General features: G+C 67.9%; 14 protein-coding genes and 1 pseudogene. 9 read left to right on the top strand and 6 right to left on the bottom strand.

The genetic code is table 11. The features are described from left to right. Together IRY44_RS30970 and IRY44_RS30280 are read left to right on the top strand one after the other, a co-directional pair. Positions 1-205, top strand: a 205-nt coding sequence (locus IRY44_RS30970) for a hypothetical protein (RefSeq protein WP_228533112.1), incomplete at its 5' end; no start/stop codon positions are given. A 469-nt stretch (positions 206-674) separates the two neighbouring features. Further along, a complete protein-coding gene (locus IRY44_RS30280) occupies positions 675-1766 on the top strand; it encodes a PLP-dependent cysteine synthase family protein (protein ID WP_194803546.1) in 1092 nt (363 codons plus the stop codon). Between the two features lie 4 nt (positions 1767-1770). On the opposite strand, the gene IRY44_RS30275 is transcribed toward IRY44_RS30280, so the two are convergent. The 4 genes and pseudogenes from IRY44_RS30275 to IRY44_RS30260 form a co-directional block, all read right to left on the bottom strand. Beyond that, the gene (locus IRY44_RS30275; protein WP_370585047.1) at positions 1771-2256 is read right to left on the bottom strand and encodes a putative glycolipid-binding domain-containing protein; all 486 of its coding nucleotides are present in this window, start codon (positions 2254-2256) and stop codon (positions 1771-1773) included. Positions 2257-2276: 20 nt separating this feature from the next. After that, positions 2277-2468 (bottom strand): annotated as a pseudogene (locus tag IRY44_RS30270) (transposase); the annotation flags it as partial. Positions 2469-2679: 211 nt separating this feature from the next. Beyond that, entirely contained in the window at positions 2680-3885 is a 1206-nt protein-coding gene (locus tag IRY44_RS30265) for an FAD/NAD(P)-binding oxidoreductase (protein ID WP_194803545.1), read from the bottom strand. 104 nt (positions 3886-3989) lie between these two features. Continuing rightward, on the bottom strand, positions 3990-5366 hold the full coding sequence (locus IRY44_RS30260; protein WP_194803544.1) for a rhodanese-like domain-containing protein: 1377 nt from the start codon (positions 5364-5366) through the stop codon (positions 3990-3992). A gap of 100 nt (positions 5367-5466) precedes the next feature. Between IRY44_RS30260 and IRY44_RS30255 the strand changes: the two genes are divergently transcribed. From IRY44_RS30255 to IRY44_RS30240, 4 genes are all read left to right on the top strand, one after another. Continuing rightward, positions 5467-6318 (top strand): GntR family transcriptional regulator, encoded by an 852-nt coding sequence (locus IRY44_RS30255; RefSeq protein WP_194803543.1) that lies wholly within the window; start codon positions 5467-5469, stop codon positions 6316-6318. Continuing rightward, positions 6315-6650, top strand: a complete 336-nt coding sequence (locus IRY44_RS30250; protein WP_194803542.1) for a rhodanese-like domain-containing protein — start codon at positions 6315-6317, stop codon at positions 6648-6650. The genes IRY44_RS30255 and IRY44_RS30250 overlap by 4 nt, the downstream gene beginning before the upstream one ends. Then, the gene (locus tag IRY44_RS30245; protein ID WP_194803541.1) at positions 6647-7465 is read left to right on the top strand and encodes a sulfite exporter TauE/SafE family protein; all 819 of its coding nucleotides are present in this window, start codon (positions 6647-6649) and stop codon (positions 7463-7465) included. The genes IRY44_RS30250 and IRY44_RS30245 overlap by 4 nt, the downstream gene beginning before the upstream one ends. Positions 7466-7771: 306 nt before the next feature. After that, positions 7772-9037, top strand: a complete 1266-nt coding sequence (locus IRY44_RS30240; protein WP_194803547.1) for an IS701 family transposase — start codon at positions 7772-7774, stop codon at positions 9035-9037. A gap of 1076 nt (positions 9038-10113) precedes the next feature. Here IRY44_RS30240 and IRY44_RS30235 read toward each other — a convergent pair. Continuing rightward, a complete protein-coding gene (locus IRY44_RS30235; RefSeq protein ID WP_194803540.1) occupies positions 10114-11076 on the bottom strand; it encodes a hypothetical protein in 963 nt (320 codons plus the stop codon). 1058 nt (positions 11077-12134) lie between these two features. Between IRY44_RS30235 and IRY44_RS30230 the strand changes: the two genes are divergently transcribed. From IRY44_RS30230 to IRY44_RS30220, 3 genes are all read left to right on the top strand, one after another. Beyond that, positions 12135-12446: a hypothetical protein gene (locus tag IRY44_RS30230; RefSeq protein WP_194803539.1), complete on the top strand. Its 312-nt coding sequence runs from the start codon at positions 12135-12137 to the stop codon at positions 12444-12446. A 128-nt stretch (positions 12447-12574) separates the two neighbouring features. Then, entirely contained in the window at positions 12575-13078 is a 504-nt protein-coding gene (locus tag IRY44_RS30225; RefSeq protein WP_194803548.1) for a hypothetical protein, read from the top strand. A gap of 82 nt (positions 13079-13160) precedes the next feature. Further along, a complete protein-coding gene (locus tag IRY44_RS30220; protein WP_194803538.1) occupies positions 13161-13472 on the top strand; it encodes a hypothetical protein in 312 nt (103 codons plus the stop codon). A 199-nt stretch (positions 13473-13671) separates the two neighbouring features. On the opposite strand, the gene IRY44_RS30215 is transcribed toward IRY44_RS30220, so the two are convergent. Beyond that, on the bottom strand, positions 13672-14193 hold the full coding sequence (locus tag IRY44_RS30215) for a GNAT family N-acetyltransferase (protein WP_194803537.1): 522 nt from the start codon (positions 14191-14193) through the stop codon (positions 13672-13674). Between the last annotated feature and the right edge of the window lie 632 nt (positions 14194-14825).

The following is a 14825-nucleotide window of genomic DNA, read 5'->3' as shown; positions in this document are numbered from 1 at the left end:
GCTCGCCGAGGTGCGCTGCCTTCACCAGCGTATGGCCAAGGCAGCAGCAACGCTGTCCGCTGCGGTCACAGCCTCAGGCGCCACTCTGACCGATCTGCAGGGGATGGGCGATGTCACCGCCGCGAAGACCTGGCCCGCGCCGGCGCTGTCAACAGGTTCCGATCGGAACCTGCCATCGCCTGATACCGCGGGGTCACGTCGATAAAGGCCATTCGGTGACATCCAATGGCACCGCCTCTCACCGGCGACCGGTAATTGAGGCGGCGACATTGACAATGCCAATGGCAAAGGCAGCACAGGATCCCCTCTATCGATTACCGGACGCCTCCTCCTGCTGTCGGCGCTGACGCGGCAACGATGGCCGTCGCTGAAATGGGAGGTGCCCGGGTACTGATGACTCTGTCTAGCCTGCGGCGTCCTCCATGGAGTGGACGATGATCCTCGTCGGTCCACGTGACATGGAACTCGCAGGAAAACGCCTTGATCCGCACGCCGGATCAGTCAGTCGTGGGCGGTGATCGTGGGCGATGGGTGGGGACCACAGCCGCGCTGGTGCGGCGCCCAGGTGCGGCTCCTGGACGCCTTCCCCCGGCTCGCCCTGACCCTCACCCCGGTCATCCGGGCGTGCCGGACCCGCCCGGGCACGAGCCCACCACGCTTGTAACGTTGCCGGCGTGACTCATCTCGACCGGTGTGACGAGGCCAGCCGGAACTGGGTGACCGAGGCGATCGCCACGGTCGAGGCGGACGCCAACCGCTCCGCCGACACCCACCTCCTGCCCTTCCCGCTGCCCCGGGAATGGGGCATCGACCTCTACCTCAAGGACGAGTCGGTGCACCCCACCGGCTCGCTCAAGCACCGGCTCGCCCGTTCGCTCTTCCTGTACGGGCTGTGCAACGGCTGGATCGGCCGGGACACCACCATCGTCGAGGCGTCGTCCGGCTCGACCGCGGTCTCCGAGGCGTACTTCGCGCGGATGCTCGGGCTGCCGTTCATCGCGGTCATGCCCGCCTCCACGTCGCCCGAGAAGATCGCCCAGATCGAGTTCCAGGGCGGCCGCTGCCACCTCGTGCAGGACCCGGCCAAGGTGGTCATCGAGGCGCGCTGGCTCGCCGAGGACACCGGCGGGCACTACATGGACCAGTTCACCTACGCCGAGCGGGCCACCGACTGGCGGGGCAACAACAACATCGCCGAGTCGATCTACGCGCAGCTCGCCCTGGAGCGGCACCCCGTGCCGGCCTGGATCGTGGTGGGCGCCGGCACCGGCGGAACGAGCGCCACCATCGGCCGGTACGCCCGCTACCGCCGGCTGCCCACCAAGCTCTGCGTGGTCGACCCGGAGAACTCCGCGTTCTACCCCGCGTGGCAGGCCGGCGACTGGTCGGTCCGCACCGACCAGGGCTCCCGGATCGAGGGCATCGGCCGGCCCTGCGTCGAGGCGTCCTTCCTGCCCAGCGTGGTCGACCGGATGACGCAGGTGCCGGACGCCGCGTCGCTGGCCGCCATGCGGGCCGGCTCGGCGGTGCTGGGCCGCCGGGTGGGCGGCTCCACCGGCACCAACCTCTGGGGCGCCTTCGGGCTCATCGCGGAACTGCTCGCCGCCGGCCGGACCGGCTCGGTGGTCACCCTGATCTGCGACCCGGGCGACCGGTACGCGCACACCTACTACGACGACGGGTGGGTGGCCGGGCAGGGCCTCGACCTCACCCCGCACCTCGCCACCATCGACCGCTTCCTGGCCACCGGCGCCTGGCCGGCCTGAGGCGTCAGCGCGGGTCGATCCGCTCGGCCAGGCCCGGGTAGCGCACCACGAACCCCTCGGGGTCCACGTCCAGGTCGGCCGTGAAGGAGTCGCTGGCGTAGCGGACCCGGCCCGGGCCGAGCGAGGTGTAGACCTGCTCGGCGGGGAGCACCGCCAGGCCGGGCAGCAGCACCCAGGCGGCGGTGATGGTCCGCGGCTGGTCGGCCGGGGCCCGGCCCAGGTTGAGCCGGCGCACCGGCAGGGTGTTGGTGAGCGGCGAGCCGCCCAGGTCGACGTCGAGCGCCTCGGCCAGCCGGTCCGGGTCGTCGGTGCCCGGCAGCCCGGCCGGCGGGTGCCCGGCCGCGCGCAACGCCGCGTCCAGGTCACCCTCCTCGCCCGTGCGCACCCGCCACCCGTCCCCGCCCCGTTGCAAAGGCAGACGCACTTGAGCCCCGTCGACCTCATTCGGGAAAGTGGCATCAGGCCAGCATGGGCTACCGGATGCGGGCATTGAACCCCGAGCTTGTGGTGCGGGAAGTCGGCAGGCAGGGCGTCCCACTGGCAGCCGGTCCGGTCGAGGTAGCGGATCGCGTCCACGATGTCCCGGCGGGGGTAGATGATCCGCCGGCCGCGTCCGGTCCCGACCGGCACGTGCGGAGCCAGGGCCCGCCATTCGGCATCCGAGGTGTCGGACGGATAGTGCCGTGGCCGCGCGGTGGGCAAGTGATCGTCAATGGTAGCCGGGGTGACGGATGCGGCGACGCCGGCAACAAGGTGTACAGACAGGGGTGGGCCTTCGGTCGTGCTGGTTTAGTCGCCTCTGCTCGTACCGAAGGCCCATCCTCATGTCGGGCCACACGCTGGCGCCACGCCGCAGTCGATCTTCACGGCGCACCCCCGACAGCCTGAAACCCCTACTTCCCAGGCTCTGAGGTCAGGCGCGGCCGCGGAGCATGAGGTTCCAGTAGAGCGCGGGGAGTCCGTAGCGCTTGAGATACCACATGTCGGTGCGTTCGTGGGTGGTGTCGATGAATGGGATGCTGGGTGTCGGCTGCATGGTGTAGTCGAATTCCGCGAGCAACATCTTGTTGCGGGCGGTGGTGAGCGGGCATGACGCATAGCCGTTATAGGCGGCGGGCAGTGGCTGGTGCTTGATCGCGGCGAGCAGGTTGCGGGCTACGACGGGTGCCTGTTTGCGCACCGCGGCACCGGTCTTGGAGTTTGGGGTATTGCTGGCGTCGCCGAGGGCGAACACGTTTGGGTATCGGGTGTGTTGCAGGGTGTGCTTGTCGACCTGGACGTAGCCGGCCGGGCTGTCGGGGTCAGTGAGGGCGGTGGCCTTGAGCCAGTCTGGGGCGGACTGGGGAGGAACGACGTGCATGAGGTCGTAATGGATGGCCTGTTTGCTGTCGTCGGTGTGGTCGACGATGATGGCCTGCCGGCTGAAGGCGTCGACTTCGACGAGCTCGCTGTTGGTGTGCACTTCGATGCCATAGCGGGCAGCGACGCGTTCGAGTTCGTCGGCGAACACTTTGATGCCGAACATGCCCGGGGTGGGCAGAATCAGGACGACGCGGATGTCGCCGAGGACGCCCTGCCGGTGCCAGTAGTCGGCGGCAAGGTAGGCAATTTTCTGTGGGGCACCGGCGCATTTGATCGGCCCGGCGGGCATCGTGAACACAGCGGTGCCGGAGCGCAGCTTCCGGATGAGGTCCCAGGTCTTTGGGGCGGTGGCGTAGGTGTAATTGCTCGACACCGACGGCGTATCCATGGCCTCGGCCATGCCGGGTACCTTGCCCCAGTCGAGCTGGATGCCCGGGCAGACCACGAGGTGGTCGTAGCTGATCCGCATGCCGCCGGAGGTGGTGACCTCTGTCTGGTCAGGTTCGATCGTCTCGGCAGCGTCCTTGAGCCAGGCGACGCCTCGTGGCATGACGGCCGCCTGCGGACGGGCGCTCTTCGCGGCGGGGGCGCAACCACCGCCGACCAGGGTCCACAGCGGCTGGTAGTAGTGGGTGTCGGCGGGGTCGAGCAGACCGACGTCCGGGGCGTGAGCGTGACGAAGCCGGGCGGCGACGGCGATGCCGGCGCTGCCGCCTCCGATGACGAGGATGTTATGGTGCAGGGCGGTTGGTGCCATGACGGTGCCTCCGTTCGGGGTTGGTCGTCGGGGGCGCCGACGGCCGTCAGGTAGAGGGGTTCGATGGCCTCGATTAGGTGACTTGGATGGCTTGGCTCCATCCGTCAGCCGGTGGCTTGTCCGGTCTGGACGGCCTTGCTGTAGTCGTCGTCAACGAAGACGACTTCGTGGCCGGCGCGGTCCAGCAGGCTTGCGGCGATACTGGCGCGGAAGCCGCTGACGCAGTGCACCCACAGCGGTCCGGCCGGGACGTCGCCGAGCCGGTCCAGTAGCGAATGCAGCGGGATGTGAACCGAGCCGGGAATGGCGCCCCGGGCGCGTTCGTCGTCGCGGCGCACGTCGAGCACTGTGAGCGGTTCGCCGGCAGCAGGTTGGGCGGCGGTACGTTGGGCGGCGGCAAGGTCGGTGAAGGTGGCCCGCCTGTAGCTGCGAGTGGGTCGACCGTCGGCGAGCCAGTCCAGCGGGCCGGTGGCCGCGCCGTCGAGCCGATCGATACCGATCCGCACGAGCTGGCGTTGGGCGTCGGTGATCTGCTGCGGGGTCTCGCCGATGAGGGTTAGCGGGGCTCCCCAGGAGATGAGCCAACCGAGGTAGGTGGCGAACTGCTGGCCTAGGGCGATGCCGATCGTGCCGATCAGGTGGTCGGCGGCGTACGCGGTGCGATCACGCAGGTCGACCACCCATGCACCGGTCTCAATCCGCTTCTGCAGCTCGGCGGGGCTGACCTTCCTGGGTGGGGACAGATCGATCGGGCCCGCGCCTTCTCGGTTGCGGGCGCCCATGCGGGCGTAGTACGCCGGGTACGTAATGAAATCGGCGACGAGGGCAGCGGCGAAGTCGTCCTCACTTCCGGCGGTGAACGCGTCGTTGCGGGTTTTCTCGCGGCCGAGGGTGCTGTTCTCGCCGCCAGCGACAGAGCCGGTGGAGCAGAAGCTGCCGAACCCGTGGGTCGGGTAGATCTGGGCGTCGTCGTCGAGCAGGCCAGCCAGCCGGTGGGCGGAGCGGTACTGCGCTCGGCTCAGTTCGTCGGTGCGGGCCGGGTCGATCAGGTCGGTGCGCCCGACGCTGCCATACAGGAGCGAGCCGCCGGTGAATACGGCCGCCGGGCCCTGGCCGTCGGTGACCACGTAGGCCAGGTGGGTGTCGGTGTGCCCGGGTGTGGCGACCACTCGTACCCGCAACGCCCCAGCCTGCAGCAGGTCCCCGTCGGTGACCGCGACATGGTCGAAGGCGACCGCATCGGCGGCGTTTACCGCATAAGGCACCTCGTGCCGGCGGGCGAGTTGAAGGCCCCCGGAGACATAGTCGTTGTGTATGTGCGTCTCCACCACCAAATCTACCCGCAGATCGCGGGCGTCGAGCTCCGCCTCGATGCGGTCGAGGTCACGCTGCGGGTCCACGACGATCGCGGCGCTTCCGTCGTGAGCCAGGTACGAGCGATCACCCAGCTCGCGGGTCTCCACGACCACCACATCCACCATGATCTGACGCTCCTTGCTGACGAGTCCGAATGTCCGTACATTAAGCGACAGAAATAGGCGAGGCAATCCAGACTGGGACGGGAAGCTGGAGCGGGGGTTGATGGACGAGCAGAGGGTGGCAGGGGCTCGGCCGGTGGATCGAGTAGGGCCATTACCGTTGTGGGCGCAGGTGCATGCCGATCTGATCCGGCGCATCGACAACGGAGAGTTCGCCATGGCGTTTCCGGGCGAACTGGCGCTAATCGACGAGTACGGGGTGAGCCGGCACACCGTGCGAGAGGCGCTGCGCCGGCTACGCGAGGACGGGGTGGTGGTCGCCGAGCGCGGCCGGCCGCCGCGGCTGGCCGGCACGGCGGAGATCGAGCAGCCGGTTGGCGCGCTGTACAGCCTGTTCGCCTCCGTCGAGGCCGCTGGACTCGAGCAGCGCAGCATCGTGCGCAAGCTCGATGTGCGCGCTGATGGCGTCGTCGCGGTCCGACTCGGCTTGGAGGAGTCAACTCCGCTGGTCTACCTGGAACGGATACGGCTGGCCGGTGATGAACCGCTCGCGGTCGACCGGGTGTGGTTGCCCTGTGCGGTCGCCGCACCACTGCTGGACGCCGACTTCACACACACGGCCCTCTACACCGAACTGGCCGCCCGCTGCGGTGTGCGGCTGACCGGGGGCCGGGAGCACATCCGTGCTGTCGTGCCTACCCGGGCCGAACGTGACCAACTTGGCATCGACCAGACCGTCGCCGCATTCGCCGTCGAGCGCCTCGCCGGCCGCCACGGCCGGCCACTGGAGTGGCGCACCACGCTGGTGCGCGGCGACCGATTCACCGTCTCCGCAGCGTTCTCGGCCCGCACCGGCTACCAGCTCGCTCTCGCCGGCCACACCGGCCATAGCGGCCGCTTCGGCCACGGGCAGCGGTCCCGGCGTTGTACTCACACCACTTTGGAGCACCGATGATCGAAGCGCCCACCATTGATGTTGTCACCGCCGCACGGATGAACAGCGGTGGCCGGGCGACTCTGCTAGACGTGCGCGAGCCCGACGAGTGGGCGGCCGGGCAAGCACCGGGGGCCAGGCACGTCCCCCTTGCTCAGCTCGACCCCCCAACGGTCGGCAGTAGAAGGCCGGTGATCGAGGTGTGCCGTTGCGGGCGACGTTCCGCAGCCGCGGCCGGCACGCTGCGTGTCGCCAGGCTGAACGCCCGCGATCTCACCGGTGGCATGACTGCCTGGGCGCAAGCCAGCCTGCCGGTGGTCACCGACGACGGGAAGCCCGGCACGGTGGCATGATCCTGCTGGCTGCCGCCGGGCTCGGGTTGCTCATCGGCGTCATCCTGGGCGGTCTCGGCGGCGGGGGCGCCATCCTTACCTTCCCCGCCCTGGTCTACCTGCTCGGCCAGAACCCACAGCCCGCCACGACTAGCAGTTTGATCGTCGTCGGTCTCACCGCCGTCGTCGGCGCTGCCAGCCACGTCCGAACCGGTAACATACGTTGGCGCACCGGACTGACGTTCGGCATCACCGGCACCGTCGCCGCCGTCGCAGGCACAATCGCCAACCGCCACGTCCCAGCACGTATCCTGCTGCTCGCCTTCGCGGCCCTCATGATCACCGCAGCCATCGGCATGCTCACGCACCGGGCTTGCCGCCCACATACCCCGGCGCAAGAACCTAGCGGATCCCGACGATCTGTCAGCCAGGTCGATGTCGCCGAGGCCGAGACGCCCGCCCGCACCGCTACCACGGTGAAGGCCGTCGCTGCTGGGCTGGCTGTCGGATTCCTCACCGGATTCCTCGGCGTCGGCGGCGGATTCGTCATCGTCCCCGCCCTCGTGCTGGTCCTCGACCTGCCGATGAATGCGGCGGTCGGCACGTCTCTGGTGGTCATCGCGATTAACTCGGGCGCGTCGCTAGCCGGCCGAAGCGGACAAGGCCACGTTGAGTGGGCGATCACCGCGCCGCTCGCCCTCGCCGCGATGGCCGCCAGCCTGGTCGGCAAGAAGATCGCTACAAGGATTCCCGAGGCCGTCGCCATGCGGGCCTTCGCGGTGCTTGTCCTGGCCGTCGCCGTCTACACCATCGCACACACCCTGATCAGCCCCTGAGGCCCGCCACGCGAAGCACCGAGCGGCTCAAAACGCCATTCGTCATGAGGCGGCCGACCCGTTCCGGTGCCCCTCGGCTGGCTTGGTGAGGTTGTCGCTCATCATGAGATGGATCGTGCTGGCGGATTCCTCGGGTAGGCCTCCTAGTACGGCAGCCGCCGTTTGAGATCTTGCTGGTGAACCGTGGTGGACGCGGGACGGCCACCGCGTGATCGTCTGTGCGTTGTGGACACAACATCAGATCTTGCGGTGGCCGCGTGCCACAGCGTAGCCGTTGCTCGGTGGGAACGGGTGCTGGCCGGGGTGCTGGGGTGCTTCGCGGGCCGGTTCGGGCGGGTGGAGCCGCGTCGTGCGGCGGGAGAGTTCGTGACGGGGCTGCTGTCCGATCTTGAGGTCAAGACGTGTTGGCAGTTGGCCGAGCAGGCCGGGCACGCCCGGCCGGACGCGATGCAGCGGTTGTTGTACCGGGCGGTGTGGGACGCCGACGCCGTCCGCGACGACCTGCGGCAACTGATCACCGACCGGTTCGGCGGTCCGGACGCGGTACTGGTCGTCGACGAGACCGGCGACCTGAAGAAGGGCACCCACACGGTGGGGGTGCAGCGCCAGTACACCGGCACCGCCGGGCGAATCGAGAACAGCCAGGTCGGGGTGTTCCTGGGCTACGCCGGCGCGGGCGGGCACACCCTGATCGACCGACGGGTGTATCTACCAGCGTCGTGGACCGACGACCGGGACCGCTGCCACGCCGCCGGCGTGCCCGACGAAATCGAGTTCGCCACAAGGTCAGAGTTGGCGGCGGACATGATCACCGCGGCCCTCGACGCCGGGGTGCCGGCAGGCTGGGCCGCCGCGGACGAGGCATACGGCAACAGCGCGGCCTTCCGCGCCCATCTGCGCGGACACGAACTCGGCTACGTCCTTGCGGTGTCCCGCAGCCACCTCATCCCGCTCGACGGCGGCAAGGCCCGAGTTCGCGCCGACCGGATCGCCGCCGACCTGCCCGCCTCGGCGTGGCAGCACCGCAGCGCTGGCGCCGGGTCCAAGGGCCCCCGCTTCTACGACTGGGCCTGGCTCGACGACGTGTGCACCGACGCTGACCCCGACGACGGCGGCCACCACAGCCTCCTGATCCGCCGCAACACCACCACCGGTGAGCTGGCCTTCTACCGCTGCTGGACCCCACGCCCGGCCACCCTCGCCCAACTCGTGCGGGTCGCCGGCATCCGCTGGACCGTCGAAGAAGCCTTCCAGGCCGCCAAGAGCCAGGTCGGCCTGGACCAGCACCAGGTCCGCCGCTGGGACTCCTGGCACCGCTTCACCACCCTCGCCCTGGCCGCCCTCGCCGTCCTAGCGATCTGCGCCGCCGACGCGACCCACGACGACCCGACCGACACCGGACTGATCAAGCTGACAGTCAACGAGGTCCGCCGCCTGATCAACGCCTGCATCATCCGCCCGATCAGCGACCTCGCCCACCGTTTGCACTGGTCAGGCTGGCGGCGCCAGCATCAAGCCCGAGCTCGACGATCCCACTACACACGCCGCCTCAACCTCGAACTTCAGCCATGATCCCGAACGGCGGCTGCCGTACTAGTTGATGGTCGCGGAAATAGGACTCCGACCTAGTGATACTTTGTCATACATCGGCGCAATTCGAGCCTCCTGGTGTGCTGAGTTGTCAACGCCGATGTGGACCCCGGAGCTCCGCCCCTGCAACGCAATCTTCGAAATGATGAGTCAAGGATGGACGCACTCAACTCGGCATGAGCGGATGTCGCCGACCCATGAGGCGGAGTCTTCGGCGCTGACGGTTTCGGGCACGCCGAAGAGGTCATCGCCAAGGAAGCGCTGGCCCCTGCGTTGCTGGTGGGATTCGAGTCTCAACCCTCGGAATCAACTCGACGCGAGCACGGCACGAGCCAGAGCCATGCGTCGATACGGCAGGGCCCTCTCGACCGGCGTCACGGATCCCCGGCGGCAGCCGGCACCAGCAGGACTGGGAGCAGCGCGCTCTGACCACTTCGGTGTTCTCTGGGAGTTCACTGCCACTCGCTCCCCAGCATCGTCGCAGGTCACGGCCCCCTCTCCGCCCAAAGCCAGTGAGCACTTCGGACACGATGACCACTTCGCCACGCTGCACCCAATCTGCACCCACCCGCAAGGCATGAACACTCACAAGGCCCTTACCGCCTTGAGCTGCGAATACTCCCCTACCAGGCGACATAGAGTGCCGTTGACTGCTGTTCACTGCCGTTGAGTGCAGTTGTGTGAAGCAGGACGCTGCACCGACTCTGACCTGCGGAAACGAGAGGGCGCAGGTCGGGGTGGGTGCAGTTGGATGCCGTTCAGGGCAGTTGGACGCTGTTCAACGCCGTTCAGTGCACCCGTCTGCTCCCATCCCGCTCCCCCAATCTCGGCACGACACAGCCGGCGGCTGCCCGGCTGGCACGATCCAGACCTCGCGAACCCCCGATCTCCGGCGCGGAGAGCGCGTCTGCTCAGCAGGATCGATACCCTGAGGCGCCGTGCACGGTCGGCGGCATGAGCGCGCACCTGATCGTGCTCTGCGGGGTTCTGTCGGGCGTTCTCGGACCCGGGTCGATAACGGCTGCCGACCAGGAGAACGCGTTCCTGGATTGGGCTCACTAGTCGTGGTAATGGGGGTCGGCGGCTTCCTTGCGGGCCCAGTCGCGCATGGTGCGGTAGTGCTCGACGGTATGCCACGGTTGCTTGCGGACGAAGTCGCTGCCGATGGCGTCGTAGAGGGTGCAGGCCTGCTTGAAGTACCGGCCGTAGGTCAGCGCGAAGGCGAAATAGTTCCAGAGGATCGGTGTCAGGGTTGTGGTCTCGTAGTCGTCATGCCAGAACGACTGCTCGGCCGCGTCGTAGGTCTCCGACGCAACGTCCGGGCGCTGGTAGTACCGGTTTTCACCATTCTCGCCCTCCCAGCGGAAGTTGCGATGCACCTTCATGATTAATAAGGGGACGTCGGTGGCGGGGCAGGCCGCGGTTCGCTCCCGGGCGAACCGGAAGGCTTCGTCCCAGCTGCCGCCCCACTTGGGCAACAGGCAGTCGAGCATTTCCTCGTGCCCGAACAGATGTGACGGATCGATTTCGATAAGTCGATTGAATCGCCGCCAGCGCTCCACGGTCGGTAGCTGAAGGTACCGGCTCAGGGCGATCTTGTAGCGCCACGCGTCGGCCAGTGCCGGATGGCGGTCCAAGGCCTGATCGAGGAGATTTTCGGCGAGTTCGAGGCGCTGGAACCAGACGGGCCAGGCCTCCTTGGGCACGGTGTTGGCCCAGCCGTCGCCGCGGGCTTCGCCGGCCCAGGAGATCGCGCGGGCGCCGCCGATGAGTAGCGGCAGCGGATCATCCGGCTGGGCCCGTATCGGTCCGTCGATCCACTCCTCGACACCAGGGGTAGCGGCAGCCACCGCTACGTAGTACATGAAATGCTCTTTATCGGCCGCCGCGAGGATCCTGCGGGCCGCGCCCCACTCCCGATCCAGCAGCGCCTCGTTCAAAAGTTCTGACTCGTCGTCGAGGAAGCCGCTGATCGCCAACTCGTCGCCCGAAAGCTCCTGCTTTTTCTTGAAGAACCGCACAGCGATGCAGGGTAGTGGATCTCTCGCGCGTAGCGGATCATGCTTTCGGCCGCTGCCCGGCGGGACAAGGGTCTGCAGCAGCGCCCTGCGCCATCCGCTCATCGGCATGAGCGGATGTCGTCGGCCTATGAAGCGGAGCCGCCGGTGCTGACGCTTTCGGGCGCGCCGAAGATGTCACCGCCCAGGAAGCCCTGGTCAGATGGCTGCCAGTGTGATTCGAGTCTCAACTGCCGGAATCCCTACCAACTCCGCCGTCGCGGATCTAGAGCCGCACGTCGATGCAGGATCGTCCCGGCGACTGGCGTCAGCGAGCCCAGGACGAAGAAGCCGACAGCAGGCAGGCGGGGAGCAACCGGAGATGACCACTTCGGTGTTCTCTGGGAGGTCACGCCAAGCGCTCGCCCACATCGCCGCAGGTGAAGCCATCCGCTCTTCCCGGCATGGGTGAGCACTTCGGGTGCGGTGACCACTTCGACAACCTGCACCCGATCTGCACCCACCTGTAAGGTGCGAGCCGCCACAAGCCCTTTACCGGCCTGACCTGCGGACACTCCCCCACCAGGCGATATTGAGTGCTGTTGACTGCTGTTCACTGCCGTTGAGTGCAGTTGTGTGAAGCAGGACGCCGCGCGGACTTTGACCTGCGGAAACGCAAAGCTGCAGGCAGGGGTGGGTGCAGTTGGGTGCGGTCAGATGCCGTTCTGTGCGGTTCAGCGCCGTTCAGGACGCCGTGCTGCTCCCAACCTGCTCCCCCGATCAGGGGCCCGCGACCGGGTTGATGCCTCCAGGCTGCCGGACCGTCCTGCACGTCGTTCGTCAGACGCCGTGGCCGCTTACCCAAGCCGTCCTTGTGACGCCAACGCCCGCTCAGCAACCGTTGGGCTCAACTGCTCCCGATCCGCTCCCACGGCCCCAGTTGTCAACCCGACAAGCTCAGACTTGCCGAGCCTTATCAGCGGCAGATCAGTGCGGCTCCGCCTGCCGGCTGCGCGAGGCGGTTTCGTAAACCGTTCGGGCTAAGGTAGCCCGGTTCCTTCGACGTATGTCACGCTCCGGCGGTGACGATCACCAGGCCGACGGTTGCCGGAGCGGTCGTTTCCCTCACTGGGCACGGCCTTGCTGTTGGGTTCACGATTGCCCTGGCCACCGCCGCTGGTGGCGGCCCGAATTCGGACTTGGATGCCGGTGGGAGATTCGCGGCGCTCTTCTTCGGCGTACTCACGTACGGCATTGCGCAGCTGGTGTTGCTGGGCAGCTGCTTCGCGCTGTCCGGACGGCTCGGCCGTGGGTCATCGTCTGGCCTCGCGGCTGGCTGGATATTGGGACTGGCCGCGGGCCTGTACTACTTGTGCGGCGGGTTCGGTACCTAACGAACGCGCGGCAGCCCCGCCTGCTCACTGCACGGGCCGCTCGTCACGCGCCGTGACGCCCGGTCGGCGGCATGAGCGGATACTCGACAAGACGACGAGCAAGCCGCGTCGGCCACGAAGGGACGAGCGTGCAGGACGACTATCCGGCGACGGTTCGGGTCCGCGGTCTCGTTGTTCCTGACCTGCTACTCGTTCTCCTGCGGGAGGGCAGGTGGAACCATCCGGGCGAGCCTGCTGTCGCTCGGGTCATGCCCTGGTTCCACGATCCGCTGGACTTTCTCGGCAGCATCGAGCAGATGGAGCGGGAGTCACAGTCGCTCGACCGCCTGATCCAGGATGACGAAACGGCGGAGCTGTTCCGATGCGCGCGAGAACCGACGGCAACCGGTGCGGTCGAACTCCCGTGGCTTGACGTTGACCGCGCCTTCTTCATCGCCGTGGCGCAGTACGCCGGTGACGACACCGCGATTGCGCTCGACTACCGAACGAGTTCGGCTGATCCACGAGTCGTTGCCAGCGATGTTTGGACCAGCTCTGCGCCTTACGCCTGGCGAACGGTCTCGGAAACCTTCTCCGAGTTCGTAGCCGAGCTGCGCCTCGACGGAGCGGACGCCGAGCCGGCGGCCGGCTGAACGTGGACAACGTTGGGCACCCGCAAACGCGCGGCGGGAATGAGAGCGACGAAGAGGGTTTCGCCGTCTACCGTCGCAGGCGATGACGCACGAAGAATCCGCACTGGTCAGCGACCGATGGTCGCGACTCGCAGCGGAACTTGCCGGCGCGCTTTGCGAAGCAGACGAGGACGACCTGGCGGGGCAGGTCGCCGACCTCCGAATCCTCCAGCAGTGTGACTGCCGCGACGCCTTCTGCCAGAGCTTCTACACGCAGCCTCCACCGGACGGCGCCTACGGCCCCGGCCACCGAAACGTCGGGCTCAGCCTGGACCGGCCGGGAATGCTCGTCCTCGATGTGGTCGACGACCTGATCATGTACGTCGAAGTCATCGACCGGCGACCCCTCAGCTGACACTTCGTGATCCCTGGCGCAACAGGCCCCGTAACCGCGCCTTATACGCGGCAGATCAGTGCGTTCGATCTGGGCGAGGCTCATCCGTCCCTGTCAGCGGTCCCGGACGGTTTCCCTGTCCGAATCGGCCCCTTCCGCCGGTCGCTCTTTCGCTCCGCGTACAAGGGCGCTCTTCTTGATGTCCGGCGCCGGTGGCAGGTCAGCGGCTGAGCGTGATCCAGTAGCGGCGGACCCGGACGTGCCCGGTGTCGAGGATTCCCTGGAGCACGCCGCCCTGGCGTTCGATGGTGCGTGCCGAGGCGAGGTTGTCCTCCAGGCAGGGGATGAGCACCCGGTGCAGACCCAGCACGGTGCGGGCCTCGCGGAGCATCTCGCCCAGGGCCCAGCTCGCCAGGCCGCGCCGGCGGGCGGAGGGACGTACGCCGTAGCCGATCTGGCCCAGGTCGTCGTCCTGCCAGTGCCGCATCGCGATCCCCCCGAGCACCTGCCCGTCCTCGAGGATCCATCGGCAGGAGGCGCGCCTCTCGTCGGGGCATGGCGCCCCGGCCCCGTGGTCGAGCCGGACACGTCGCCGCACCCAGTCGGCGAAGCCGTCGGGCGAGTCCAGGTCGTCTTCGGGGCCGATGCCGAAGCCGTCCTCGTGCAGACCGGGTCCCCAGTCGTCGCGGCAGTCCTGGAAGGCGGCATACAGGCTGCTGGTGGGCGATATCAGAGTTGGCATGCGGGCCAGCGTAGCCACGGTCGAGGCCTCCGACGATCCCCTCGAATCCGCTGTGGACCAGGCTCTCTCGGCCGCCTCTGCTGTCGGCGAGGCTGTTCGTTCAGGGGAGTACGTGTGTGCCCGCCCGGGCGACCATCGAGGGCCTCAGGGTGGGTAGCTAACTACTTGCGAATCAGCACGCCCCGCCCGCGAGGGCTCAGCATAGCGAGGTGAGTGATCTGCGTCACAAAGTCGTCGCGACACCGTCGGCGGGCGTCGCAGCAACACTGCTTTCACTCGCGTGTTCGGCGCTCCCCCACTGGGAACCACTGGCGGAGATCGGCCGGTTCCCCTGCCGCGCAGTTCCGCGGCCCGATCGGGCGAGCCGAGGAGACACACAGCAGCGAGCAGGCCGTCGCCGACGACGTGACTGACCTCGCCGGCTGACCACCGACGCTCAGCGGCATGACCGCGCGCCCGCAGCACAACATCTAGGGTGTTGCCGTGATCCTCTCGGATTGGTCGGATGTGCCCGATCGCCTGGCCAGACTGTCGACGCACCCGTCTGCCGGCATGGTCTTCGGAGCCAACGGCCATCAGTGGCGACGCGAACCTCCTCTGACCACGGATGAGCTGGCCGAGCTGGAATCACA

It is taken from the genome of Micromonospora sp. ANENR4 (assembly GCF_015354395.1).
Lineage (GTDB): Bacteria > Actinomycetota > Actinomycetes > Mycobacteriales > Micromonosporaceae > Micromonospora > Micromonospora aurantiaca.
This window is presented reverse-complemented; position numbering and strand designations above follow the sequence as displayed.

What these genes read in the sequence shown, in the direction of transcription:
- IRY44_RS30275 (WP_370585047.1), bottom strand. Translation starts at nt 2,256, where the DNA reads ATGCCCGCATCCGGTAGCCCATGCTGGCCTGATGCCACTTTCCCGAAT.
- IRY44_RS30265 (WP_194803545.1), bottom strand. Translation starts at nt 3,885, where the DNA reads ATGGCACCAACCGCCCTGCACCATAACATCCTCGTCATCGGAGGCGGC.
- IRY44_RS30260 (WP_194803544.1), bottom strand. Translation starts at nt 5,366, where the DNA reads ATGGTGGATGTGGTGGTCGTGGAGACCCGCGAGCTGGGTGATCGCTCG.
- IRY44_RS30255 (WP_194803543.1), top strand. Translation starts at nt 5,467, where the DNA reads ATGGACGAGCAGAGGGTGGCAGGGGCTCGGCCGGTGGATCGAGTAGGG.
- IRY44_RS30250 (WP_194803542.1), top strand. Translation starts at nt 6,315, where the DNA reads ATGATCGAAGCGCCCACCATTGATGTTGTCACCGCCGCACGGATGAAC.
- IRY44_RS30245 (WP_194803541.1), top strand. Translation starts at nt 6,647, where the DNA reads ATGATCCTGCTGGCTGCCGCCGGGCTCGGGTTGCTCATCGGCGTCATC.
- IRY44_RS30220 (WP_194803538.1), top strand. Translation starts at nt 13,161, where the DNA reads ATGACGCACGAAGAATCCGCACTGGTCAGCGACCGATGGTCGCGACTC.
- IRY44_RS30215 (WP_194803537.1), bottom strand. Translation starts at nt 14,193, where the DNA reads ATGCCAACTCTGATATCGCCCACCAGCAGCCTGTATGCCGCCTTCCAG.